Source organism: Mycobacterium sp. P4_H6, assembly GCF_056400845.1.
This window is the reverse complement of record NZ_JBFUKN010000118.1, coordinates 1-16,534: the sequence shown is the minus strand read 5'-3', so window position 1 is coordinate 16,534 and position 16,534 is coordinate 1. Positions and strand designations below refer to the sequence as shown.

Genomic DNA, 16,534 nt, shown 5'->3' with positions numbered 1-16,534 from the left:
GGCTTGAGTGCGCAATAATTGCGAATGAAAGCGCTACAAGTCGTCGTGTGGCGTCAAATTGGCTGAGGTGCTATAAAACTCGCAGCAGGTCGAGGTTAAAACAGTCTCGTCCGGCTGGAAGGGGGGCACTGCGGGTCTAGTGAATTTCGAGCGGCCATCTGTTTGCATCAGCGCCCGGCCACCACGAATTGGCAAAGGAAAATATTTATTTGCACGTTGCGTTAAAGGTTTGGCGAAGTAGATATCGGCGGCAGCTCTCGATCTGTGGTAGTGGCTTGCAACCGGAAAACATAACAGGAAAGTGCCTAAGTAGAGCATGGCAAAGGTTCACCGGGGCCGATCAAGCGTATCTGTTGGCATTGTTGTGGTGTCAACCGTCGCGACAACCTTGCAATTTATTCAGACCACAGATTCTACGTTCCCGCTGCTCTATTTCACGGTCGACTCAAGTTTGTTTGCAGCGCTGGTGTCGATCACAACTTTGGTGGGACATGATATTCACAAGCTCGCGATCGCTCGGTGCGCGTCAACGGTAAGCGTTCTCATCTCAGCGTTCGTGTTTGCAGTTATCATTGCGCCGCAATCGGAAAACGGCACATGGATCCAATCTTATGACGACAGTTGGGTCCGAATCGCAACTTTTCTCTTTCATCTACTTATGCCAGCGCTTGTGGTAATCGATTTCTTTGTGAGGGGAGCGTTTAGGCTTGGCCTCATGCGGGCGATCTTTGGTTCGATCGCTTGGCCTCTCTTGTACTTCGCGACCATCGGATTGATTTCGGGGTTGACGAGTGTGGCGATGCCGTACCCATTTTTGGACCCAGGCGCAACCGGGGCATTTATGGTCGCTGTTTCGGTTACGGCGCTTGCGGTTGTGTTCTGCTGCTGCGCATTGGCTTTATGCACCGTCGGACGGGCGTGCAGTCGCCGCAAGCAGTTAGCGCAGAGCAAATCCAGGCTGCGATCTGCCGAATTGGCCGCAGAGTTACAGGGAAGGTATTCGGGCCAGTGAACTTGACCCCCTTTGTGATAGTGAGCGTAGCGTTGCAAGCAGCGTTACTAACGTTTTTTGAGTTTGCAATGCCAAGGGCTCAGCCCCAAACATTCCAGCGTGTTGTGGTATACGTTGGTACTATCGGAGCGCTGCTTTTCACTAGCCTCAACATTCCTCTCTACCATCTTGTTCTATACGTAAGTCCTTTGGTGGTTTTTTTCGCGCTGGTTCTTTTGGCGGTGGTGCCGCCAATCGCGGGTTTAATAGAAGAATCGCGAGATCCAGGGGTTTTTACCAAAGATCGGTTCGTTTCGCATTTGGCAACGAATATTTTTGGCGCCGTAGCCACAGCTGCTTTCATTTGGGTGGGTCACCGGACTCCCGGCTTCGATACCTTCACGGTTGAGTTCAAGAGTGAGGCGGCATTCAACATTGTGCTTCCGATGACGACGGCGGTCATCTTGGCCTACGTTCGGTGGCAGCAGATAAACGCATACCCGGCGCTTGATCGTAGTATCACGGAAGGCAACAGTGACTGGGTAGATGGGATCAAGGGTTTTTCGCTTCGGCACATACACCAGCTGACTAACGCGATCTACCTAATCGTCGTTACGTTCATGGGCGCTGGGATGATCCTGTACTTGTTCGCATACACCTTGGAACAGGCGAAGGCAGGTCAGCCGCTCGCTCTGACGTGGCAACTGGTCGGCGCCATTGTGACTCTTCTGGCATTTCTCTTCGCTTGCGGCCTTCCTGGGTCGCGGAAGCACCGAGCTGTCTACCTGACATTTCTAACGGGGACCCCCGCGGCAATGTTGGTGTCTGTCGTTTGGCTAGCGCTCTTGCAAGAGAGCACGGCAAGAAACCTTTTTGCGCTCGGAATTATCGTGGTCGGCTATGTTCTGTACTGCGCCCAGGCGGTCCTCGGTAGCCGCACTAAGGACGACGACACCGTGCAGTTGCACTACTTCTCGGCTGCCGCGTTCGCAGTGTCTCTGACGATGTTGGCTGGCGCACTCTACTTTCGTAGTGAGCGGCCACTTGATACAACTTGCCGTCGGCATAGCGTTGCCTGCGGAAGGCGCGTCCGCTGCCGCGGTTGCTTGTAGGTCGGTAGGTGCGAGTCGCAGTTCGGGCAGACTAGTCGCAGGTTGTTGTCCGCGTTGCCGTCGATGTGGTCGAGCACCAACGTCAGCGGTACGCCGGCCCACATGGTGGATCCACCGCAAATCGCGCAGCACCCTGCCTGTTCAGCCGCAATGTGGCACCGGATGTAATTTCCGCGCTCGCCGCGAACTTGGCCTCCCCGAATTCCAGCCACAGTTTGGGGCTCGCACTACGGCGTGCTGCCGCCTGACAGGCATTGCCGCAGTAGATCTTCTGGCTGCGCTTGGACAGTGCGGCGCCGCAGGCTTGGCAGAACCTCATGGGCAGAATTTTAGGTGCACCCACCGACATCGATTGCCGGCGTGAGCGTTCAGTAGGACTTGCCGTCGGCATAGCGCTGCCTGCGAAAGGCGCGCCCGTTGCCCCGGTTGCGGCTCTTGTAGGTGGGCAATTGGGAGTCGCAGTTCGGGCAGACCAGGCGCAGGTTGTCGCGCCAGTTGTTGGTGGGATTGCCATCGATATGGTCTACGACCAAAGTGAGCGGCAGACCCTGCCAGGTGCTCGATGCGCCACATATGGCACAACAGCCTGATTGGGCCTCGGCGAGGTAGGTACGCACGTAGTGGCCGCGACTGCTGCCAACCCATGCTGCGCCGGTCTCGAGCCAGAGCTTGACACTGGCATTGCGCCGGGCAACCGCCTGGCACGCGTTATTGCAATATATTTTCTGGCTGCGCTTGGAAAGCGTTGCGCCGCAGCCGAGGCAGATTCTCATGATCAAAAGTTACGGGCGAGCACCGACAAGTCGATGCGCCGTGGAGCCTCCTATCGGGATTGAACCGATGACATTTCGCTTACAAGGCGAATGCTCTACCACTGAGCTAAGGAGGCGTTGGAACGCGCTACAGCTTAGCGGTCCTCGTCGATGATCCGTTCGGAGACCACGGCGCGCGGCCCGCTGTTGCTGCGCCGGCTGCGCTGACGCGGCAGCGGGATGCGCCCGGCGATATTGCTCAGCGGGTTGACCACCTGGCTGAGCGTGATGACGGCCTCGTGCAGCGCGTCGATGGTCGGCGCCAGCGCCTCCAGGCCGGGTGCCAACCGGTTCAGGGTGTCGGCCACGTCGGCCAGCTTGAGCAGTGGGCCGTCCGGATCGGTCAGGGTGTCCAGCAGGCCGCCCTCGGACAGCAGGGTGTCGGCGACGCCGTTCTCGCGCAGGATCCGCTCGATCAGGCCGTCGTCGGCGAGCAGTTGGTCGGCCAGTCCGCCGGGCGCGATCACCCGGGAGAGCGCGCCGCTGTCGGTGGTGAGGCGATCGATCAGGCCGCCCTCGGCGGTGATCTGGTCGACGAGTCCCCCCTTGGCCAGGGCGCGACCCACCGGCCCGTTTTCGGAGAGCAGCTGTTCGGCGACACCGTCCTCGCGCAGCGCCCGCTCCACCAGGCCCTCGTCGGACAGCAGCCGGTCGGCCAGCCCGCCCGGCGCGATCACCCGCGAGACGACGCCGCCTTCGACGGTCAGCCGGTCCACCAGCCCGCCCTCGGCGGTCACCTGATCGATCAGGCCGTCCGGGGCCAGTGCCCGCGCGACCGGTCCACTCTGGGCATTGAGCCGGTCCAGCAGTCCGCCGGGAGCGGTGAGCTGATCGACCAGGCCGCCCGGGCGGAGCAGCTGGTTGAGTGGGCCTTCCGGGGCCAGTGCGCGGCCTAGCGGGGCATCGTCGTCCATCAGCCGCGCCAGCCGGTTCGCCCGGTCGACGGCGTCGTCGATGCCCAGCATTGCGGCAAAGGAGGAGGTGCCGCCGGACGGGTTGGTCTCCGAAAGCGACCGCTGGACCACCTTGAGGGTGCCACCTGCGATGTTGAGACCCAGATCGGCGACGGCGAGCCCGACCCGCACCGGGGCCGTAGCAACCTGCACGATCGAGTTGGCCAGGTTCATGCCGTCAGTCTAGGGCGACGCGGAACCGCATTCTCAGCAAGTTCACAACTACTACGCAGCTTCGCTTCATGCAAAGGGAGGACTGTATAGGGATGGCAATGGCGGCGATTTCGGAATCAGCGGACAGCATCCCCGAGGCGCGGGTGCTCGTCGTCGACGACGAGACCAATATCGTCGAGCTGCTCTCGGTGAGCCTGAAATTCCAGGGTTTCGAGGTGCACACCGCCTCCAGCGGCACCGATGCGCTGGACAAGGCCCGTGAAGTCCGCCCTGACGCGGTGATCCTGGACGTGATGATGCCCGGCATGGACGGCTTCGGCGTGCTGCGCCGGATGCGCGCCGACGGTATCGACGCCCCCGCGTTGTTCCTCACCGCCCGCGACAACCTGCAGGACAAGATCACCGGCCTGACCCTCGGCGGCGACGACTACGTCACCAAGCCGTTCAGCCTGGAAGAGGTGGTGGCGCGGTTGCGCGTCATCCTGCGGCGCGTCGGCCGCRGCGTCGAGGAGCCCCGCAACGCCCGGCTGTCCTTCGCCGACATCGAACTCGACGAGGAGACCCACGAGGTGTGGAAGGCCGGCGAGCCGGTGTCGCTGTCGCCCACCGAGTTCACCCTGTTGCGCTATTTCGTCATCAACGCGGGCACCGTGCTCAGCAAACCGAAGATCCTCGACCACGTGTGGCGCTACGACTTCGGCGGTGACGTCAACGTCGTGGAGTCCTACGTCTCCTATCTGCGCCGCAAGATCGACACCGGCGACAAACGATTGCTGCACACGCTGCGAGGCGTGGGCTACGTCCTGCGCGAACCGCGCTAGTCGCGGGGGATGACCAAGGGGCACGCGCACGAGCGGAGCGACGAGGAAACGCGTCCGAGCGAGCGAAGCGACGGGGGAAAACTCGCAGGCGGAGTTCCGCTGCGGGTCGGTCTGGTCGCGGCCACTCTGGTCCTGGTCGGCCTGGGCCTGCTCGCGTCGGGGGTGGCGGTCACCTCTCTGATGCGGCACACCGAGATCCAGCGGATCGACCAGACCCTGCTGGAGGCATCCGGCGGCTGGGCGCGGGCGCCGATGAACGCGCTCACCATCGCCCCCGACCCCAGCCCGGCCTATCCGCCGTCGACCTTCTACGTGCGCGGCACCGACGCCGACGGCAGCGTGCGGCTGGCCGTCAAGAGCGGCGCCACCGATCCGGCACTGCCGGCGAACAACGATGTCGGCCCGAATCCGGTGACCGTCGGCTCCGATGACGCCTCCGGGATCGAGTGGCGGGCCGTCACGGTCCGTGGATCGAACGGGACACTGACCACCGTCGCGATCGACCTCACCGAGGTCGAATCCACCATGCGCGCCCTGATCTGGTCGCAGTTCGCCATCGGAGCCGCCGTGCTGTTGGTGCTCGGGGTGGTCGGTTACGCGGTGGTGCGCCGCAGCCTGCGCCCGCTGGCGGAGGTGGAGCAGACCGCCGCCGCGATCGCCGCCGGCGAGTTGGATCGTCGTGTGCCGCAACGTGATCCGCGTACCGAGGTGGGCCGGCTGTCCCTGGCGTTGAACGGGATGCTGGCGCAGATCCAGCGCGCGATGGCGTCCTCGGCGCAGTCCGCGGAGATGGCGCGCCAATCTGAGGAGCGGATGCGGCGGTTCGTCGGTGACGCCAGCCACGATCTGCGGACCCCGCTGACCACCATCCGCGGCTACGCCGAGCTGTACCGCCAGGGTGCGGCCCGCGATACCGAGATGCTGATGGGCCGCATCGAGAGCGAGGCCGGCCGGATGGGCCTGCTCGTGKAGGACCTGCTGCTGCTGGCCCGCCTCGACGAGCAGCGCCCGCTGGATCAGCGCCGGGTCGATCTGCTGGCGCTGGCCAGCGATGCGGTGCACGACGCGCAGACGGTCGCGCCGGAGCGCAAGATCCGGATGGAGGTGTTCGACGGCCCGGGCACCCCCGAGGTGCTCGGCGACGAAGCGCGTCTGCGGCAGGTGTTCAGCAATCTGATGTCCAATGCCGTGCAGCACACTCCGCCGTCGGCGGGGATCACGGTCCGGGTGGGTACCGACGAGGACGACGCGGTGCTGGAAGTCTGCGATGAGGGTCCCGGTATGAATGCCGAAGATGCTCAACGGGTTTTCGAGCGCTTCTACCGCGCGGACTCGTCACGGACCCGTTCCAGTGGAGGATTCGGGCTGGGCCTGTCGATCGTCGACTCGCTGGTCGAGGCGCACGGCGGTGCGGTATCGGTGGACACCGCACCCGGGCACGGCTGCCGGTTCCGGGTCAGCTTGCCCAGGATCGTCGACGTCGCGGCTCAGCCCAGCTGAGCCAGCGCGGCCTTGATCTTGGCCTGCGCCTCGTCCAGGGACTTCGGTGACGGATTGCGATCGACGGAAGCAAAACCGAAATCGCTGAGGTTGCGCGCCGGGAACACGTGCACGTGCAGGTGCGGGACCTCCAGGCCGGCGATGATCACACCGGACCGTTCGGTGTCGAACGCCTTGCACACCGCCTTGCCGATGCGCTGCGATACGGCCATCACCCGGCCGAACAGGGCGGGGTCGAGGTCCTGCCAGTTGTCCACCTCTTCGCGCGGTACCACCAGCGTGTGGCCCTGCGTCATCGGTTCGATGGTCAGGAACGCGACGATTTCGTCGTCCTCGTAGACGAATCGCCCCGGGATATCGCCGTTGATGATCATGGTGAATACGGTCGCCATGTGGTCGAGCATAGGCGGGTCGCTCAGCCAATTCACGGCCGCGCCATTTATGCTGATCTTGACCGCCACCTAGGCGCACTCCGCAGAAACCGACGTGCCGGAGCCACAACTCGGGAATCCGTAGCCCTCACGGGCGACCTGGACGATACCGACGGGATGTTCTGGCTCATGCAGAAGCCGATGACAGATGCCGTGCTGTTGCACGAGCTCGAGCCGATTGCCGCGGACAACCTGAACCGGCATCTGGAGACCACCAAAGACTGGTATCCGCACGACTATGTGCCGTGGCAGGAGGGCCGCAATTTCGCGGCCACCGGCGGCGCGGACTGGCATCCCGAGCAGTCGTCGCTGGGCGAGGTGGCGCGCGCAGCGATGATCACCAACCTGCTCACCGAGGACAACCTGCCGTCCTACCACCGCCAGGCGTCGGGCAGCTTCTCCCAGGATGGTCCCTGGGGCGCCTGGGTGAATCGCTGGACCGCCGAAGAGAACCGGCACGGTATCGCCCTGCGTGATTATCTCGTCGTCACCCGCGCCGTCGACCTGGGTGCGCTGGAGCGGGCCCGGATGGAGCACGTGACCAACGGGTTCGCGGCCACCAAAGAGGAACTGGCCAAGCACGATTCGGATTTCCTGATGTCGGTCTCCTATGTGACGTTCCAGGAGCTGGCCACCCGGGTGAGYCACCGCAACACCGGAAAGGTCTGCGACGACCCCATCGCCGACCGGCTACTGGGCCGGATCGCCGCCGACGAGAACCTGCACATGGTCTTCTACCGCAATATCTGTGATGCGGCCCTTGATCTTTCGCCGGATCAGGCGCTGGAGGCGATCGCCTCGGTGGTGGAGAACTTCCGGATGCCCGGGCAGGGCATGCCCGACTTCCGGCGCAACGGGGTGATGATGGCCAAGCACGGTATCTATGACCTGCGCCAGCACATGGACGAAGTGGTGATGCCGGTGCTGCGCAAATGGCGGATCTTCGATCGGACGGACTTGAGCGCCACGGGCGAGGCCCGCCGCGAGCAGCTGGCGACGTTCCTGGAGGGCCTGGCCGTCAATGTCGTGCGGTTCGAGGAGCAGCGCGATCGGCTGCTCGCCCGTGAAGCGGCCAGGCGCGAGCTGCGGGCCAGCTGAGCTGGTCTACCGCTTGCCGATCAGGCCGTGCACCTCGTCGACGGTGTACGGGGCGGTGTCGTGGTGGTCCCGGTAGCCGATGAAACCTGGTGCGGGGCGGGTGAACTCACCGACGAAACCGCCCGCGGCGATGAAGATCCGACCGGTGACGTCCATGGCCAGATCGCTGGCCAGATAGGCGTAGGTGGGGGCGACGTACTCGGGCGGGCCGGCGTCCAGGGCGCCCTGCAGGCTCACGTCGTCGAGCAGCCCGCGGCGGTTGAGCTCGGTGACGTGCTGTTCGTAATCGGCACCGGTCGACAGCCGGGTCTTCGCACCGGGGCAGACCACATTGGCTCGCACATTGTGGGCCTTGAGTTCGGCCGCGATGGCCAGGGTGAGGCCGTTGACGCCGCCCTTGCCCGCCGGGTAACCGGTGCCGCCGTAATCGCCGAGGAACGCGAACGAGCTGGTGTTGACGATCGTCCCGGACCGCTGCGCCACCATGTGCGGGGCGGCCGCCCTGGCGACCTCGAACGCGGTGACCAGATGGGCGTCGAGCAGTTCGCGGAAATCGGCACTGCTCACCGTCAGGATCGAGGAGCCGGACGGTTCTGCGGTGCCCGCACAGTTGATCAGGATGTCGATGCTGCCGAACTCGGTGACACAGGCATCCACCAGTGCGTCGGCGACCTGTGGATCGGCCGGGGAGCCGGCGTGACCGATACCCGAAACACGCTGGGCGGCTTCGTGCACCGCGTCCGGGTCGCGACCGTTGACAACCACCCGCGCGCCCTGGGCGGCGAGCAGTTCGGCGACCGCGAGTCCGATACCGCGGGTGCCGCCGACCACGACCGCGGCGCGGCCGGCGAGCAATCCACTAATCGGCTTTCTCTCCCTCGGCGAACGTCATGGCATCCATGTTCCAGTACCCGCGCAGGTTCGTGATCAGACCGGCGTCATCGACCCGATAGGTGAACACGCCGCGCACGGTGGCGGTGAAGCCGTTCGGAAACTCGGTGCGCAACACCAGGATGTAGGCGATCTCGGTCGGCGAGCTCGACGGGAACGTCTCCTCGCAGGTGATCGTCAGGGTGTTGGGACCGATGTTCGCGTCGTAGAACGCGGCCAGCGCTTCCTTACCCCGCACCCCGGTGCCGTCCGGGTTGGTGACGGCCTCACCGATCGGGTCCTCGACGACGATGTCCTCCGACATCAGCGCCAGCCATCCCTCCCGGTCACCGGACTGCACGCAGCGCCACGAGTTTTGTGACGCTGCGACAACGGGAGACATTTCCATCGTCTCGGTCACCGCGTTCTACCGATCCGCGTCGGTGTAGCGGATCACGCCGCGGATGTTGCGACCCTCCAGCATGTCCTTGTAGCCGTCATTGATCTGTTCGAGCTTGTACTGGCGGGTGACCATGTCGTCGAGGTTGAGGCGGCCGGCCTTGTACATCGACAGCAGCAGCGGGATGTCGTGATGCGGATTGCCGCCGCCGAAGATGGTGCCCTGCAGGTTCTTCTGCAGCAGGGTCAGCATGGCCAGGTTCAGCGTCACCTGGTTGTCCATCAGCCCGCCCATGGCGGTCAGCACGCAGGTGCCGCCCTTGGAGGTGATGGCCAGGTAGTTGTCGATATCTTCGCCGTGCAGCTCGCCGACGGTGACGACGACCTTCTTGGCCATCCCGCCGTGGGTGGTCTCGGCGATCCCGCCCATTGCGGCAAAGATGTCCGGGTAGACGTGGGTAGCACCGAATTTCAGCGCCTGATCGCGCTTCCACTCGACCGGGTCGATCGCGAAGACGTGCCGTGCACCGGCGATGACCGCGCCCTGCAGCGCGGACATGCCCACACCGCCGACGCCGACGATGGCGACATCCTCACCGGGGCGGATGTCGGCATTGCGGACCGCCGAGCCGTAGCCGGTCGTGACACCGCAACCCACCAGGCAGGCGACCTCGAACGGGATGGACGGATCGATCTTCACGACCGAGCTCTTGTGCACCACCATGTACGGGCTGAAGGTGCCCAGCAGGGTCATCGGGTAGACATCCGCGCCGTCGGCGACGGTCTGYACCCGGAAGGAACCGTCGGAGACCGACGCGCCACCGAGGAGCCCGGCACCCAGATCGCACAGGTTGCGCATGCCGGCCTGACACGACGGACATTCACCACAGGACGGGATGAACGACAGCACCACGTGATCGCCCGGGGCGATGTGCTCGACGCCGGGGCCTACCTCGGTGACGACGCCCGCGCCCTCGTGACCGCCGAGCACCGGGAAGCCGGCCATCGGGATGCCACCGGTCACCAGGTGGTGATCCGAGTGGCACATGCCCGAGGCTTCCATCTGGATCTTGACCTCGTCCTTGCGGGGGTCACCGATCTCGATCTCCTCGATCGCCCAGGGCTGGTTGAACTCCCTGATGAGAGCGCCTTTGGTCTTCATCCGCATGTGCCTTCCACTAGAGCTTCGATGCCCCCAGACTAGAGCCATTAGTTACGTGCGTCACAGCCACCCCCAATCAACTGCTTGGCCGGGTTTTCACCAGATCGGGACGGGCGCCTGACCCAGCGGGTAGTAGCCGGGCAGCTTCTCGCCGGCCAGCGAACGTTCGATGCGCTTCTGCATGGTGGGGGTGAGGTCACCGGATTCGATGAGCTTCAGGAATGCCTTCTGGACGTGCCCGAAGTCGAAGAAATCGCGCTGCCATTCGATGAGCAGCTCGTCGTTCAGCCGGAACCAGCTGCCGCCGATGCCGTAGATCTCGTCACGGGTGCCGTCGGTCTTGTTGGCGATCTGCTTCCAGAATCCGACGATCTCGTTCTGCTTCTCGTCGATGAGCGTCTTCTGGTACTCGTAGACCCAGTTCTCCAGGCCTTCCATCTCCAGGCCCAGTGCGACGTCGCGGATCTCGTCGCGGTTGACGCACATGACGTCCTCCTTGGGGCCGATGTTCCAGCCGTAGGTGGCGTCCTCGGTGTAGAACTCCGCCATCGGCTTCCAGTCGCCGGCTGCTTCTGCGTCCTGGTTGGCCTTGAGCCAGCGCTGGACCCAGTCTTCGAGTTGTTCGCGTGACGCCATTGTCATTCTCTCCTAGTCTTTTTCAATCAGGGTCAGGGCTCGGGTGGGACACATGTCGACAGCCAGCTCCACGGCATCGCGGAGCTCGTCAGGGGGTTCGGGGTCGAGGATCTCGACGACACCGCGTTTGGGCACCTTGAACACGTCTGGTGCCTCCAGCTCGCACATGGCGTGGCCCTGACACAGGTCCTCGTCGAGTTCTATCCGGTAGCAGCCCATCTCAGGCCTTGACGCGCTTGCGGTAGCGTACCTTGGCCGGCTGCGCCAACTGCACCACCATCTTCGAGTGGTCGTTCTGGTAGCTCTCCGGCGGCTGCGACAGCTCGAACTCGTACTCGCGCAGCAGCACCGAGAAGATCGCCTTGATCTGCATCTGCGCGAACGCGGCGCCCACGCAGCGGTGCTTACCCGCGCCGAACGGGATCCAGGTCCACCGGTTGATCAGATCTTCCTGGCGCGGCTTCTCATACCGGCTCGGGTCGAAGGCATCCGGATCCGGGAAGTCCTCGGGGATCCGGTTGGAGATCGCCGGGGAGGCGGCCACCATCTGGCCCTTGTGGATCGGATGGCCGGCCACTTCGAATTCGTCCTGGGCGACCCGCATCAGGATGATCAGCGGCGGATGCAGGCGCAGGGTCTCCTTGAGTGCGTTGTCGATCTTGGGGATCTGGCGCAGCGCATGGAAACTCACCTCCTGGCCGTCGGCGTAGAGCTCGTCGAGTTCGGTCTGGACCTGCGCGTAGAAGTCGGGGTGGCGCAGCAGTTCGATCAGCGTCCACGACGAGGTGCCCGAACTGGTGTGGTGGCCGGCGAACATCAGCGAGATGAACATGCCGGTGACCTCGTTGGCGGTGAAGCGCGGATTGCCCTCTTCATCCTTGATGGAGACCAGCACGTCGAGCAGGTCGCGATCGCTCTTGTCCGTGGGCGGGTTGGCGATCCGCCCGTTCATGATCTCCTGCACCAGCGCAACCAGTTTGACGCGCGACTCGTCGCGGATTCGGAAGCTCTCGATGTCCAGGTACGGGTCGACGTAGCAGAGCGGGTCGGTCCCACGCTCCAGCTGGTGGTAGTACTGGGCGAAGCGACTGTCGAGCTGCTCGCGGAACTTCAGTCCGATCAGGCAGGCGGTCGAGGTGTAGATCGTCAGTTCCGAGAAGAAGTCCAGCAGCTCGATCTCGCCTTCGTCGCCCCAGTCGGCGATGATCTTCTTGACCTCGTTCTCGATGGTCGCGGCGTGGCCCTTCATCTGCTCGCCGCGCAGCGCGGTGTTGTGCAGCATCTCGGCCCGGCGTTCGGGATCGGCGTCGAACACGACACCCTCGCCGAAGATCGGGGTCATGAAGGGGTAGGCCTCGGCCTGGTTGAGTTCACTGTCATTGGAGCGGAAGAAGAACTCGTTGGCCTCGGCGCCGGACAGCAGCACCACCTGCTTGTCGGCCAGCTGGAACCAGCCGGCGTCCCCGCATTCGTTGCGGATGCGCCACATCAGTCCGATGGGGTCGGTGCGGAACTCTTCCAGGTGGCCGTGCTCCTCGGCCTCGCCACCCGAAACGCGTTCCACCTCTTTGAGGTCGCTCATGTCGCAGGCATCCCTTCTTCGCCGAGGGCGAGCTTCTGGCGGTCGGTGACGTCGGCCAGCGGAGCCTCGGGCTGGAGCTCCATGTTCGCGATGAAGCCGCCGCGGGGCGTCTCGGCGACGAACGCGRTGGCACGAGCGAGGTCGTCCGCGCGCAGGAAGTAGTCGTGGCGTGCCTGCCCCCACTTGGCCCAGTCCTCGAGCGCGGGGCCGATCAGCTCGGCGGGCAGGCTCCAGCCCATGGAGGTCTTGGTCGGGCCGGGATGGACGATCGACGCGCGCACGCCGGTGCCTTCCAGTTCCATCTGATAGTTGTTGACCATCGCCACAAGGGCGGCCTTGGCCGCACCGTAGGCGCCCATGTGTGGCCGCTGGCGCAGCGAGACATCGGATCCCACGAAGATCAGGTCACCGCGACGGCGCTCGATCATCCCGGGCAGCACCGCGGAGGCCACCCGGTTGGCGCCGACCAGATGGATCTGGATCTGTGAATCGAACTGCTCGGTGCTGATCGAGTCCAGCTTGCCGAAGTAGGTGTCGCCGGCGCCGGCCACCAGGACCTCGATATCGCCGAGTTCGGAGGTGGTCTGCTCGACGGCGGCCTTCACCGAATCCGGATCGGTGACATCGAGGTGCACGGCGATCGCTTCGCCGCCGTCGGCGCGGATCTGGCCGACGATCTCATCGAGCTTCTCCACCCGGCGGGCACCGAGCGCCACCGGGAAACCCTTGCGGGCGAGCCTGATCGCGGTCGCCTCGCCGATACCGGAGGAGGCGCCGGCGACCAGGGCGGGACGACGGTCGGGTAGGGGTTCAAAACGAGGCATGCAGCGGGCCTTTCAGCGGAGCTGGACGGTGATCGGGAGATGGGCGAATCCGCGCACGCTGCTGGAGTGGACGCGGACGGCGTTGGCCTCATCGACCTCATATCCGCGGATTCGCTTGAACAACTCGGTCAGTGCGACCCGGGCCTCCATGCGCGCGAGATGCGCACCGAGGCAGAAGTGGGCGCCACTGCCGAAACTCACCAGCTTCGGACCGATTTCGCGGTCGATGCGGTATTCGTCGGGGTTCTCGAAGACGCGCTCGTCGCGGTTCGCCGAGCCGATCAGCAGGACCAGCACATCGTCTTTGGGGACCACGGTGTCATAGAAGGTGAGGTCTTCGACGACCGCGCGGGCCAGGATCTGGCTGGAGGCGTCATAGCGCAGCGTCTCTTCGACCCACGGGGTGACCAGGTCGTGGTTGTCGAACACCGGGGCCAGCTGGTCGGGATTCTTGTAGCCCCAGAAGGCGGCATTGGCAAGGAGTTTGGTGGTGGTCTCATTGCCCGCGACCACCATCAGGAACAGGAACGCCATGATCTCGTCGTCGGTGAGCTTGTCCCCGTCGATCTCGGCCTCCACCAGTGCCGAGGTCAGATCGTCGGAGACGTTCTTGCGGCGCTGCTTGACCATATCGGCGTAGTAGACCAGCAGTTCACCGGAGGCCTCGATGGCCGAGGTGGGCACATCGGCGACGCCGTCCTCGCGGTGCATCACGCCGTCGGCCAGCGCCCGGATCCGGACCCGGTCCTCGTCGGGCACCCCCATCAGTTCGGAGATGACATCCATCGGGAGCTTGCCCGCGAACTCGTCGACGTAATCGAAGGAGGGGTTCTGCAGTGCCGCATCCAGGTGCTGGTGCGCGATTTCGGTGACCCGGCCTTCGAGCTCGCGGATGCGCCGCGGGGTGAACCCCTTGGAGACCAGCGTGCGCAGCCGCAGATGGCCGGGATCGTCGAGGGCCAGGAACGACATCACCCGGTGGGCCTCGTCATTGCGGGAGATCGGATCAAGCGCCACGCCATGCTTGTTGGACAATGTGACGCTGTTCCGGAAGCCGGCCACCACGTCCTTGTGCCGCGACAGCGCCCAGAAGTTGCGCTGCTCGTTGTGATAGAGCGGGGCCTCGTCGCGCAGTCGCTTGTAGTACGGGTACGGGTCTTCGTGGAAGTCGTAATCGTAGGGATCGAGTATCGGTGGGGCTGTTTCGAGGCTCAACGGTTCTCTCCGAGCATGAGGCTGACCGAATACGTGAGCCGGTCGGCTATCTGGTGGTAGGTGAACGCGCCGCTACCGGCGTTGACAAGCGCTCCGAAAAACGTCATCTCCAGGGCTGAGACGATGCGTGGATCGGCATCGGGGCCGACCGCCGAACGGATGCGCTTGTGGATCTCGGCGCCGATACGGTCACGGACGGTGCGCACGGCGGGGTCGCTGCCTCCGCCCAGCAGGGCGGTGGTGCAAGCGGCGGCGACCTCGGGTTCATCGGCGACGACCATGGTCAGGGCGCGTACCGCCTTGTCGACGCGCGTGGTCATCGAGTCGTTGACATCGGTGAAATAGGGCACCTGCTTGACCAGGTCGAGGTAGACCTCGGCGATCAGATGATTCTTGGACGAGAAGTACGTGTAGGCGGTGGCCGGCGCGACCTTGGCGCGGGCCGCGACGGCGCGGACCGTGAGATCGGCGTAGGACGATTCGCGCAGCATCTCGACGCCCGCCGCGAGCACCTTGCGGAAGGTTTCTTCCTGCCGCCGGTTGCGCGGCGTTTCCACTGGCTCGCCGTCTGTCTTGGCTGTGACGGCAACCACCGAATCGCTGGACACATGTCCAAGTTATCGGAAAGGGTCGTCGATGGGCAAGCGATCGCCCGAAATTCCCAGTACAGCAGCATCGATCCGATGGCGGAGCGCGTGCGGGAGAGGTCCGGCCTTGCCACCGCCGCGCGGGTGAGGTTATGGTGCGGTGGATTGTTGTCGGACACTTGTCCAGAGAATATGGGTCACCAAAACCTAGGAGTGGGATGTCGATTCTGGCGGATCGCGAGAGCCGGTTGTTCATAGACGGCAAGCTCGTCGCCGGAAGCGGGGGGACCTTCGAGACGGTCAACCCCGCCACCGAAGAGGTCCTGGGTGTCGCGGCCAACGCCGACGAGGCAGACATGGGCGCGGCCATCGGCGCCGCCCGCGCCGCCTTCGACGAGACCGATTGGTCCACCAACACCGAACTGCGGGTGCGCTGCCTGCGCCAGCTTCGCGAAGCGCTGCAGGCGAACCTGGAGGATCTACGGGAGCTGACGATCAGCGAGGTGGGTGCTCCACGCATGCTGACCTCCGGTGCGCAGCTGGAGGGCCCGATCGACGATCTGGCGTTCTCCGCCGACACCGCCGAGAACTATGCATGGCGGTCGGATCTGGGATACGCGACACCGCAGGGCATTCCGACCAACCGCGTCGTCGCGCGGGAAGCCGTCGGCGTCGTCGGCGCCATCACCCCGTGGAACTTCCCGCACCAGATCAACCTGGCCAAGGTCGGCCCGGCGCTGGCCGCAGGCAACACGCTGATCCTCAAGCCCGCCCCGGACACCCCGTGGGTGGCCGCCGTACTCGGCGAGATCATCGCCGAGCACACCGATTTCCCCGCCGGCGTCATCAACATCGTCACCTCCGATGACCACGGTGTCGGTGCGCTGCTGTCCAAGGACCCCCGGGTGGACATGGTCTCGTTCACCGGATCGACCAACACCGGCCGGGCCGTGATGACCGACTCGGCGGTGACCATCAAGAAGGTCTTCCTGGAACTGGGCGGCAAGTCCGCCTTCATCGTGCTCGATGACGCCGACATGGGCGGCGCCTGCGCCATGGCGGCCTTCACCGTCGCCATGCACGCCGGGCAGGGCTGCGCGATCACCACCCGCCTGGTCGTCCCGCGGGCCAAGTACGACGCGGCCGTCGAGGCCGCCGCGGCCACGCTCGGCGGAATCAAGCCGGGTGACCCCAACAGCAAGCGCACCGTGTGTGGCCCGGTGATCTCGGCGCGCCAGCGTGACCGTATCCAGGGTTATCTGGACTCCGCGATCGCCGAGGGCGGCCGCTTCGCCTGCGGCGGCGGGCGCCCGGCCGACCTGGACACCGGTTTCTTCATCGAACCGACCGTCATTGCCGGACTGGAC

Annotated in this window: 17 protein-coding genes, 1 tRNA gene and 1 pseudogene; 5 read left to right on the top strand and 14 right to left on the bottom strand. The window is 64.5% G+C overall.

All coding sequences use genetic code 11. From position 1 onward, the window contains the following. Positions 1-367 precede the first annotated feature (367 nt). Positions 368-1,012, top strand: a complete 645-nt coding sequence (locus AC1DTF_RS29735; RefSeq protein ID WP_477476640.1) for a Pr6Pr family membrane protein — start codon at positions 368-370, stop codon at positions 1,010-1,012. Between the two features lie 1,026 nt (positions 1,013-2,038). Here the strand turns inward: AC1DTF_RS29735 and AC1DTF_RS29730 are convergent. The 4 genes and pseudogenes from AC1DTF_RS29730 to AC1DTF_RS29715 all read right to left on the bottom strand — a co-directional run. Beyond that, a pseudogene (locus AC1DTF_RS29730) lies at positions 2,039-2,422 on the bottom strand (HNH endonuclease signature motif containing protein); the annotation flags it as partial. Positions 2,423-2,471: 49 nt separating this feature from the next. Beyond that, entirely contained in the window at positions 2,472-2,870 is a 399-nt protein-coding gene (locus AC1DTF_RS29725; protein WP_477476641.1) for an HNH endonuclease, read from the bottom strand. Between the two features lie 47 nt (positions 2,871-2,917). Further along, positions 2,918-2,992: transfer RNA gene (locus AC1DTF_RS29720), tRNA-Thr, on the bottom strand. 18 nt (positions 2,993-3,010) lie between these two features. Continuing rightward, positions 3,011-4,042: a hypothetical protein gene (locus AC1DTF_RS29715; RefSeq protein WP_477476639.1), complete on the bottom strand. Its 1,032-nt coding sequence runs from the start codon at positions 4,040-4,042 to the stop codon at positions 3,011-3,013. A gap of 92 nt (positions 4,043-4,134) precedes the next feature. Between AC1DTF_RS29715 and AC1DTF_RS29710 the strand changes: the two genes are divergently transcribed. Beyond that, positions 4,135-4,863 carry a response regulator transcription factor gene (locus AC1DTF_RS29710; RefSeq protein ID WP_477476638.1) on the top strand — a complete coding sequence of 243 codons (729 nt, stop codon included), beginning with the start codon at positions 4,135-4,137 and terminating at the stop codon, positions 4,861-4,863. 9 nt (positions 4,864-4,872) lie between these two features. Then, a complete protein-coding gene (locus tag AC1DTF_RS29705) occupies positions 4,873-6,363 on the top strand; it encodes a sensor histidine kinase (RefSeq protein ID WP_477476637.1) in 1,491 nt (496 codons plus the stop codon). Here AC1DTF_RS29705 and AC1DTF_RS29700 read toward each other — a convergent pair. Next, positions 6,351-6,755, bottom strand: coding sequence for an HIT family protein (locus AC1DTF_RS29700; RefSeq protein ID WP_477476636.1), 405 nt, complete (start codon positions 6,753-6,755; stop codon positions 6,351-6,353). The two genes, AC1DTF_RS29705 and AC1DTF_RS29700, sit on opposite strands and share 13 nt — an antisense overlap. 180 nt (positions 6,756-6,935) lie before the next feature. Between AC1DTF_RS29700 and AC1DTF_RS29695 the strand changes: the two genes are divergently transcribed. After that, a complete protein-coding gene (locus AC1DTF_RS29695; RefSeq protein WP_477476635.1) occupies positions 6,936-7,892 on the top strand; it encodes an acyl-ACP desaturase in 957 nt (318 codons plus the stop codon). Between the two features lie 6 nt (positions 7,893-7,898). On the opposite strand, the gene AC1DTF_RS29690 is transcribed toward AC1DTF_RS29695, so the two are convergent. The 9 genes from AC1DTF_RS29690 to AC1DTF_RS29650 all read right to left on the bottom strand — a co-directional run bounded on the left by AC1DTF_RS29690 (position 7,899) and on the right by AC1DTF_RS29650 (position 15,188). Next, complete coding sequence (locus AC1DTF_RS29690; protein WP_477476634.1) at positions 7,899-8,747, bottom strand: SDR family NAD(P)-dependent oxidoreductase; 849 nt, start codon at positions 8,745-8,747, stop codon at positions 7,899-7,901. 4 nt (positions 8,748-8,751) lie between these two features. After that, positions 8,752-9,171, bottom strand: coding sequence for a nuclear transport factor 2 family protein (locus tag AC1DTF_RS29685; protein WP_057167852.1), 420 nt, complete (start codon positions 9,169-9,171; stop codon positions 8,752-8,754). Positions 9,172-9,189: 18 nt separating this feature from the next. Then, positions 9,190-10,323, bottom strand: coding sequence for an NDMA-dependent alcohol dehydrogenase (locus AC1DTF_RS29680; RefSeq protein ID WP_057167789.1), 1,134 nt, complete (start codon positions 10,321-10,323; stop codon positions 9,190-9,192). Between the two features lie 96 nt (positions 10,324-10,419). Next, positions 10,420-10,959, bottom strand: a complete 540-nt coding sequence (locus AC1DTF_RS29675; protein ID WP_057167788.1) for a nuclear transport factor 2-like protein — start codon at positions 10,957-10,959, stop codon at positions 10,420-10,422. 12 nt (positions 10,960-10,971) lie between these two features. After that, a complete protein-coding gene (locus AC1DTF_RS29670; RefSeq protein WP_057167787.1) occupies positions 10,972-11,178 on the bottom strand; it encodes a ferredoxin in 207 nt (68 codons plus the stop codon). A gap of 1 nt (position 11,179) precedes the next feature. Next, on the bottom strand, positions 11,180-12,541 hold the full coding sequence (locus AC1DTF_RS29665; protein ID WP_477476633.1) for a cytochrome P450: 1,362 nt from the start codon (positions 12,539-12,541) through the stop codon (positions 11,180-11,182). Continuing rightward, entirely contained in the window at positions 12,538-13,365 is an 828-nt protein-coding gene (locus AC1DTF_RS29660; RefSeq protein ID WP_477476632.1) for an SDR family oxidoreductase, read from the bottom strand. The genes AC1DTF_RS29665 and AC1DTF_RS29660 overlap by 4 nt, the downstream gene beginning before the upstream one ends. A 12-nt stretch (positions 13,366-13,377) precedes the next feature. Beyond that, the gene (locus tag AC1DTF_RS29655; RefSeq protein ID WP_477476631.1) at positions 13,378-14,580 is read right to left on the bottom strand and encodes a cytochrome P450; all 1,203 of its coding nucleotides are present in this window, start codon (positions 14,578-14,580) and stop codon (positions 13,378-13,380) included. Continuing rightward, entirely contained in the window at positions 14,577-15,188 is a 612-nt protein-coding gene (locus AC1DTF_RS29650; protein ID WP_057167783.1) for a TetR/AcrR family transcriptional regulator, read from the bottom strand. Before AC1DTF_RS29650 ends, AC1DTF_RS29655 begins: the two co-directional genes overlap by 4 nt. Positions 15,189-15,385: 197 nt before the next feature. Between AC1DTF_RS29650 and AC1DTF_RS29645 the strand changes: the two genes are divergently transcribed. Continuing rightward, on the top strand, positions 15,386-16,534 hold a 1,149-nt coding region (locus AC1DTF_RS29645), incomplete at its 3' end, for an aldehyde dehydrogenase family protein (protein WP_477476630.1).

What these genes read in the sequence shown, in the direction of transcription:
- AC1DTF_RS29670 (WP_057167787.1), bottom strand. Translation starts at nt 11,178, where the DNA reads ATGGGCTGCTACCGGATAGAACTCGACGAGGACCTGTGTCAGGGCCAC.
- AC1DTF_RS29715 (WP_477476639.1), bottom strand. Translation starts at nt 4,042, where the DNA reads ATGAACCTGGCCAACTCGATCGTGCAGGTTGCTACGGCCCCGGTGCGG.
- AC1DTF_RS29700 (WP_477476636.1), bottom strand. Translation starts at nt 6,755, where the DNA reads ATGGCGACCGTATTCACCATGATCATCAACGGCGATATCCCGGGGCGA.
- AC1DTF_RS29675 (WP_057167788.1), bottom strand. Translation starts at nt 10,959, where the DNA reads ATGGCGTCACGCGAACAACTCGAAGACTGGGTCCAGCGCTGGCTCAAG.
- AC1DTF_RS29665 (WP_477476633.1), bottom strand. Translation starts at nt 12,541, where the DNA reads ATGAGCGACCTCAAAGAGGTGGAACGCGTTTCGGGTGGCGAGGCCGAG.
- AC1DTF_RS29685 (WP_057167852.1), bottom strand. Translation starts at nt 9,171, where the DNA reads ATGGAAATGTCTCCCGTTGTCGCAGCGTCACAAAACTCGTGGCGCTGC.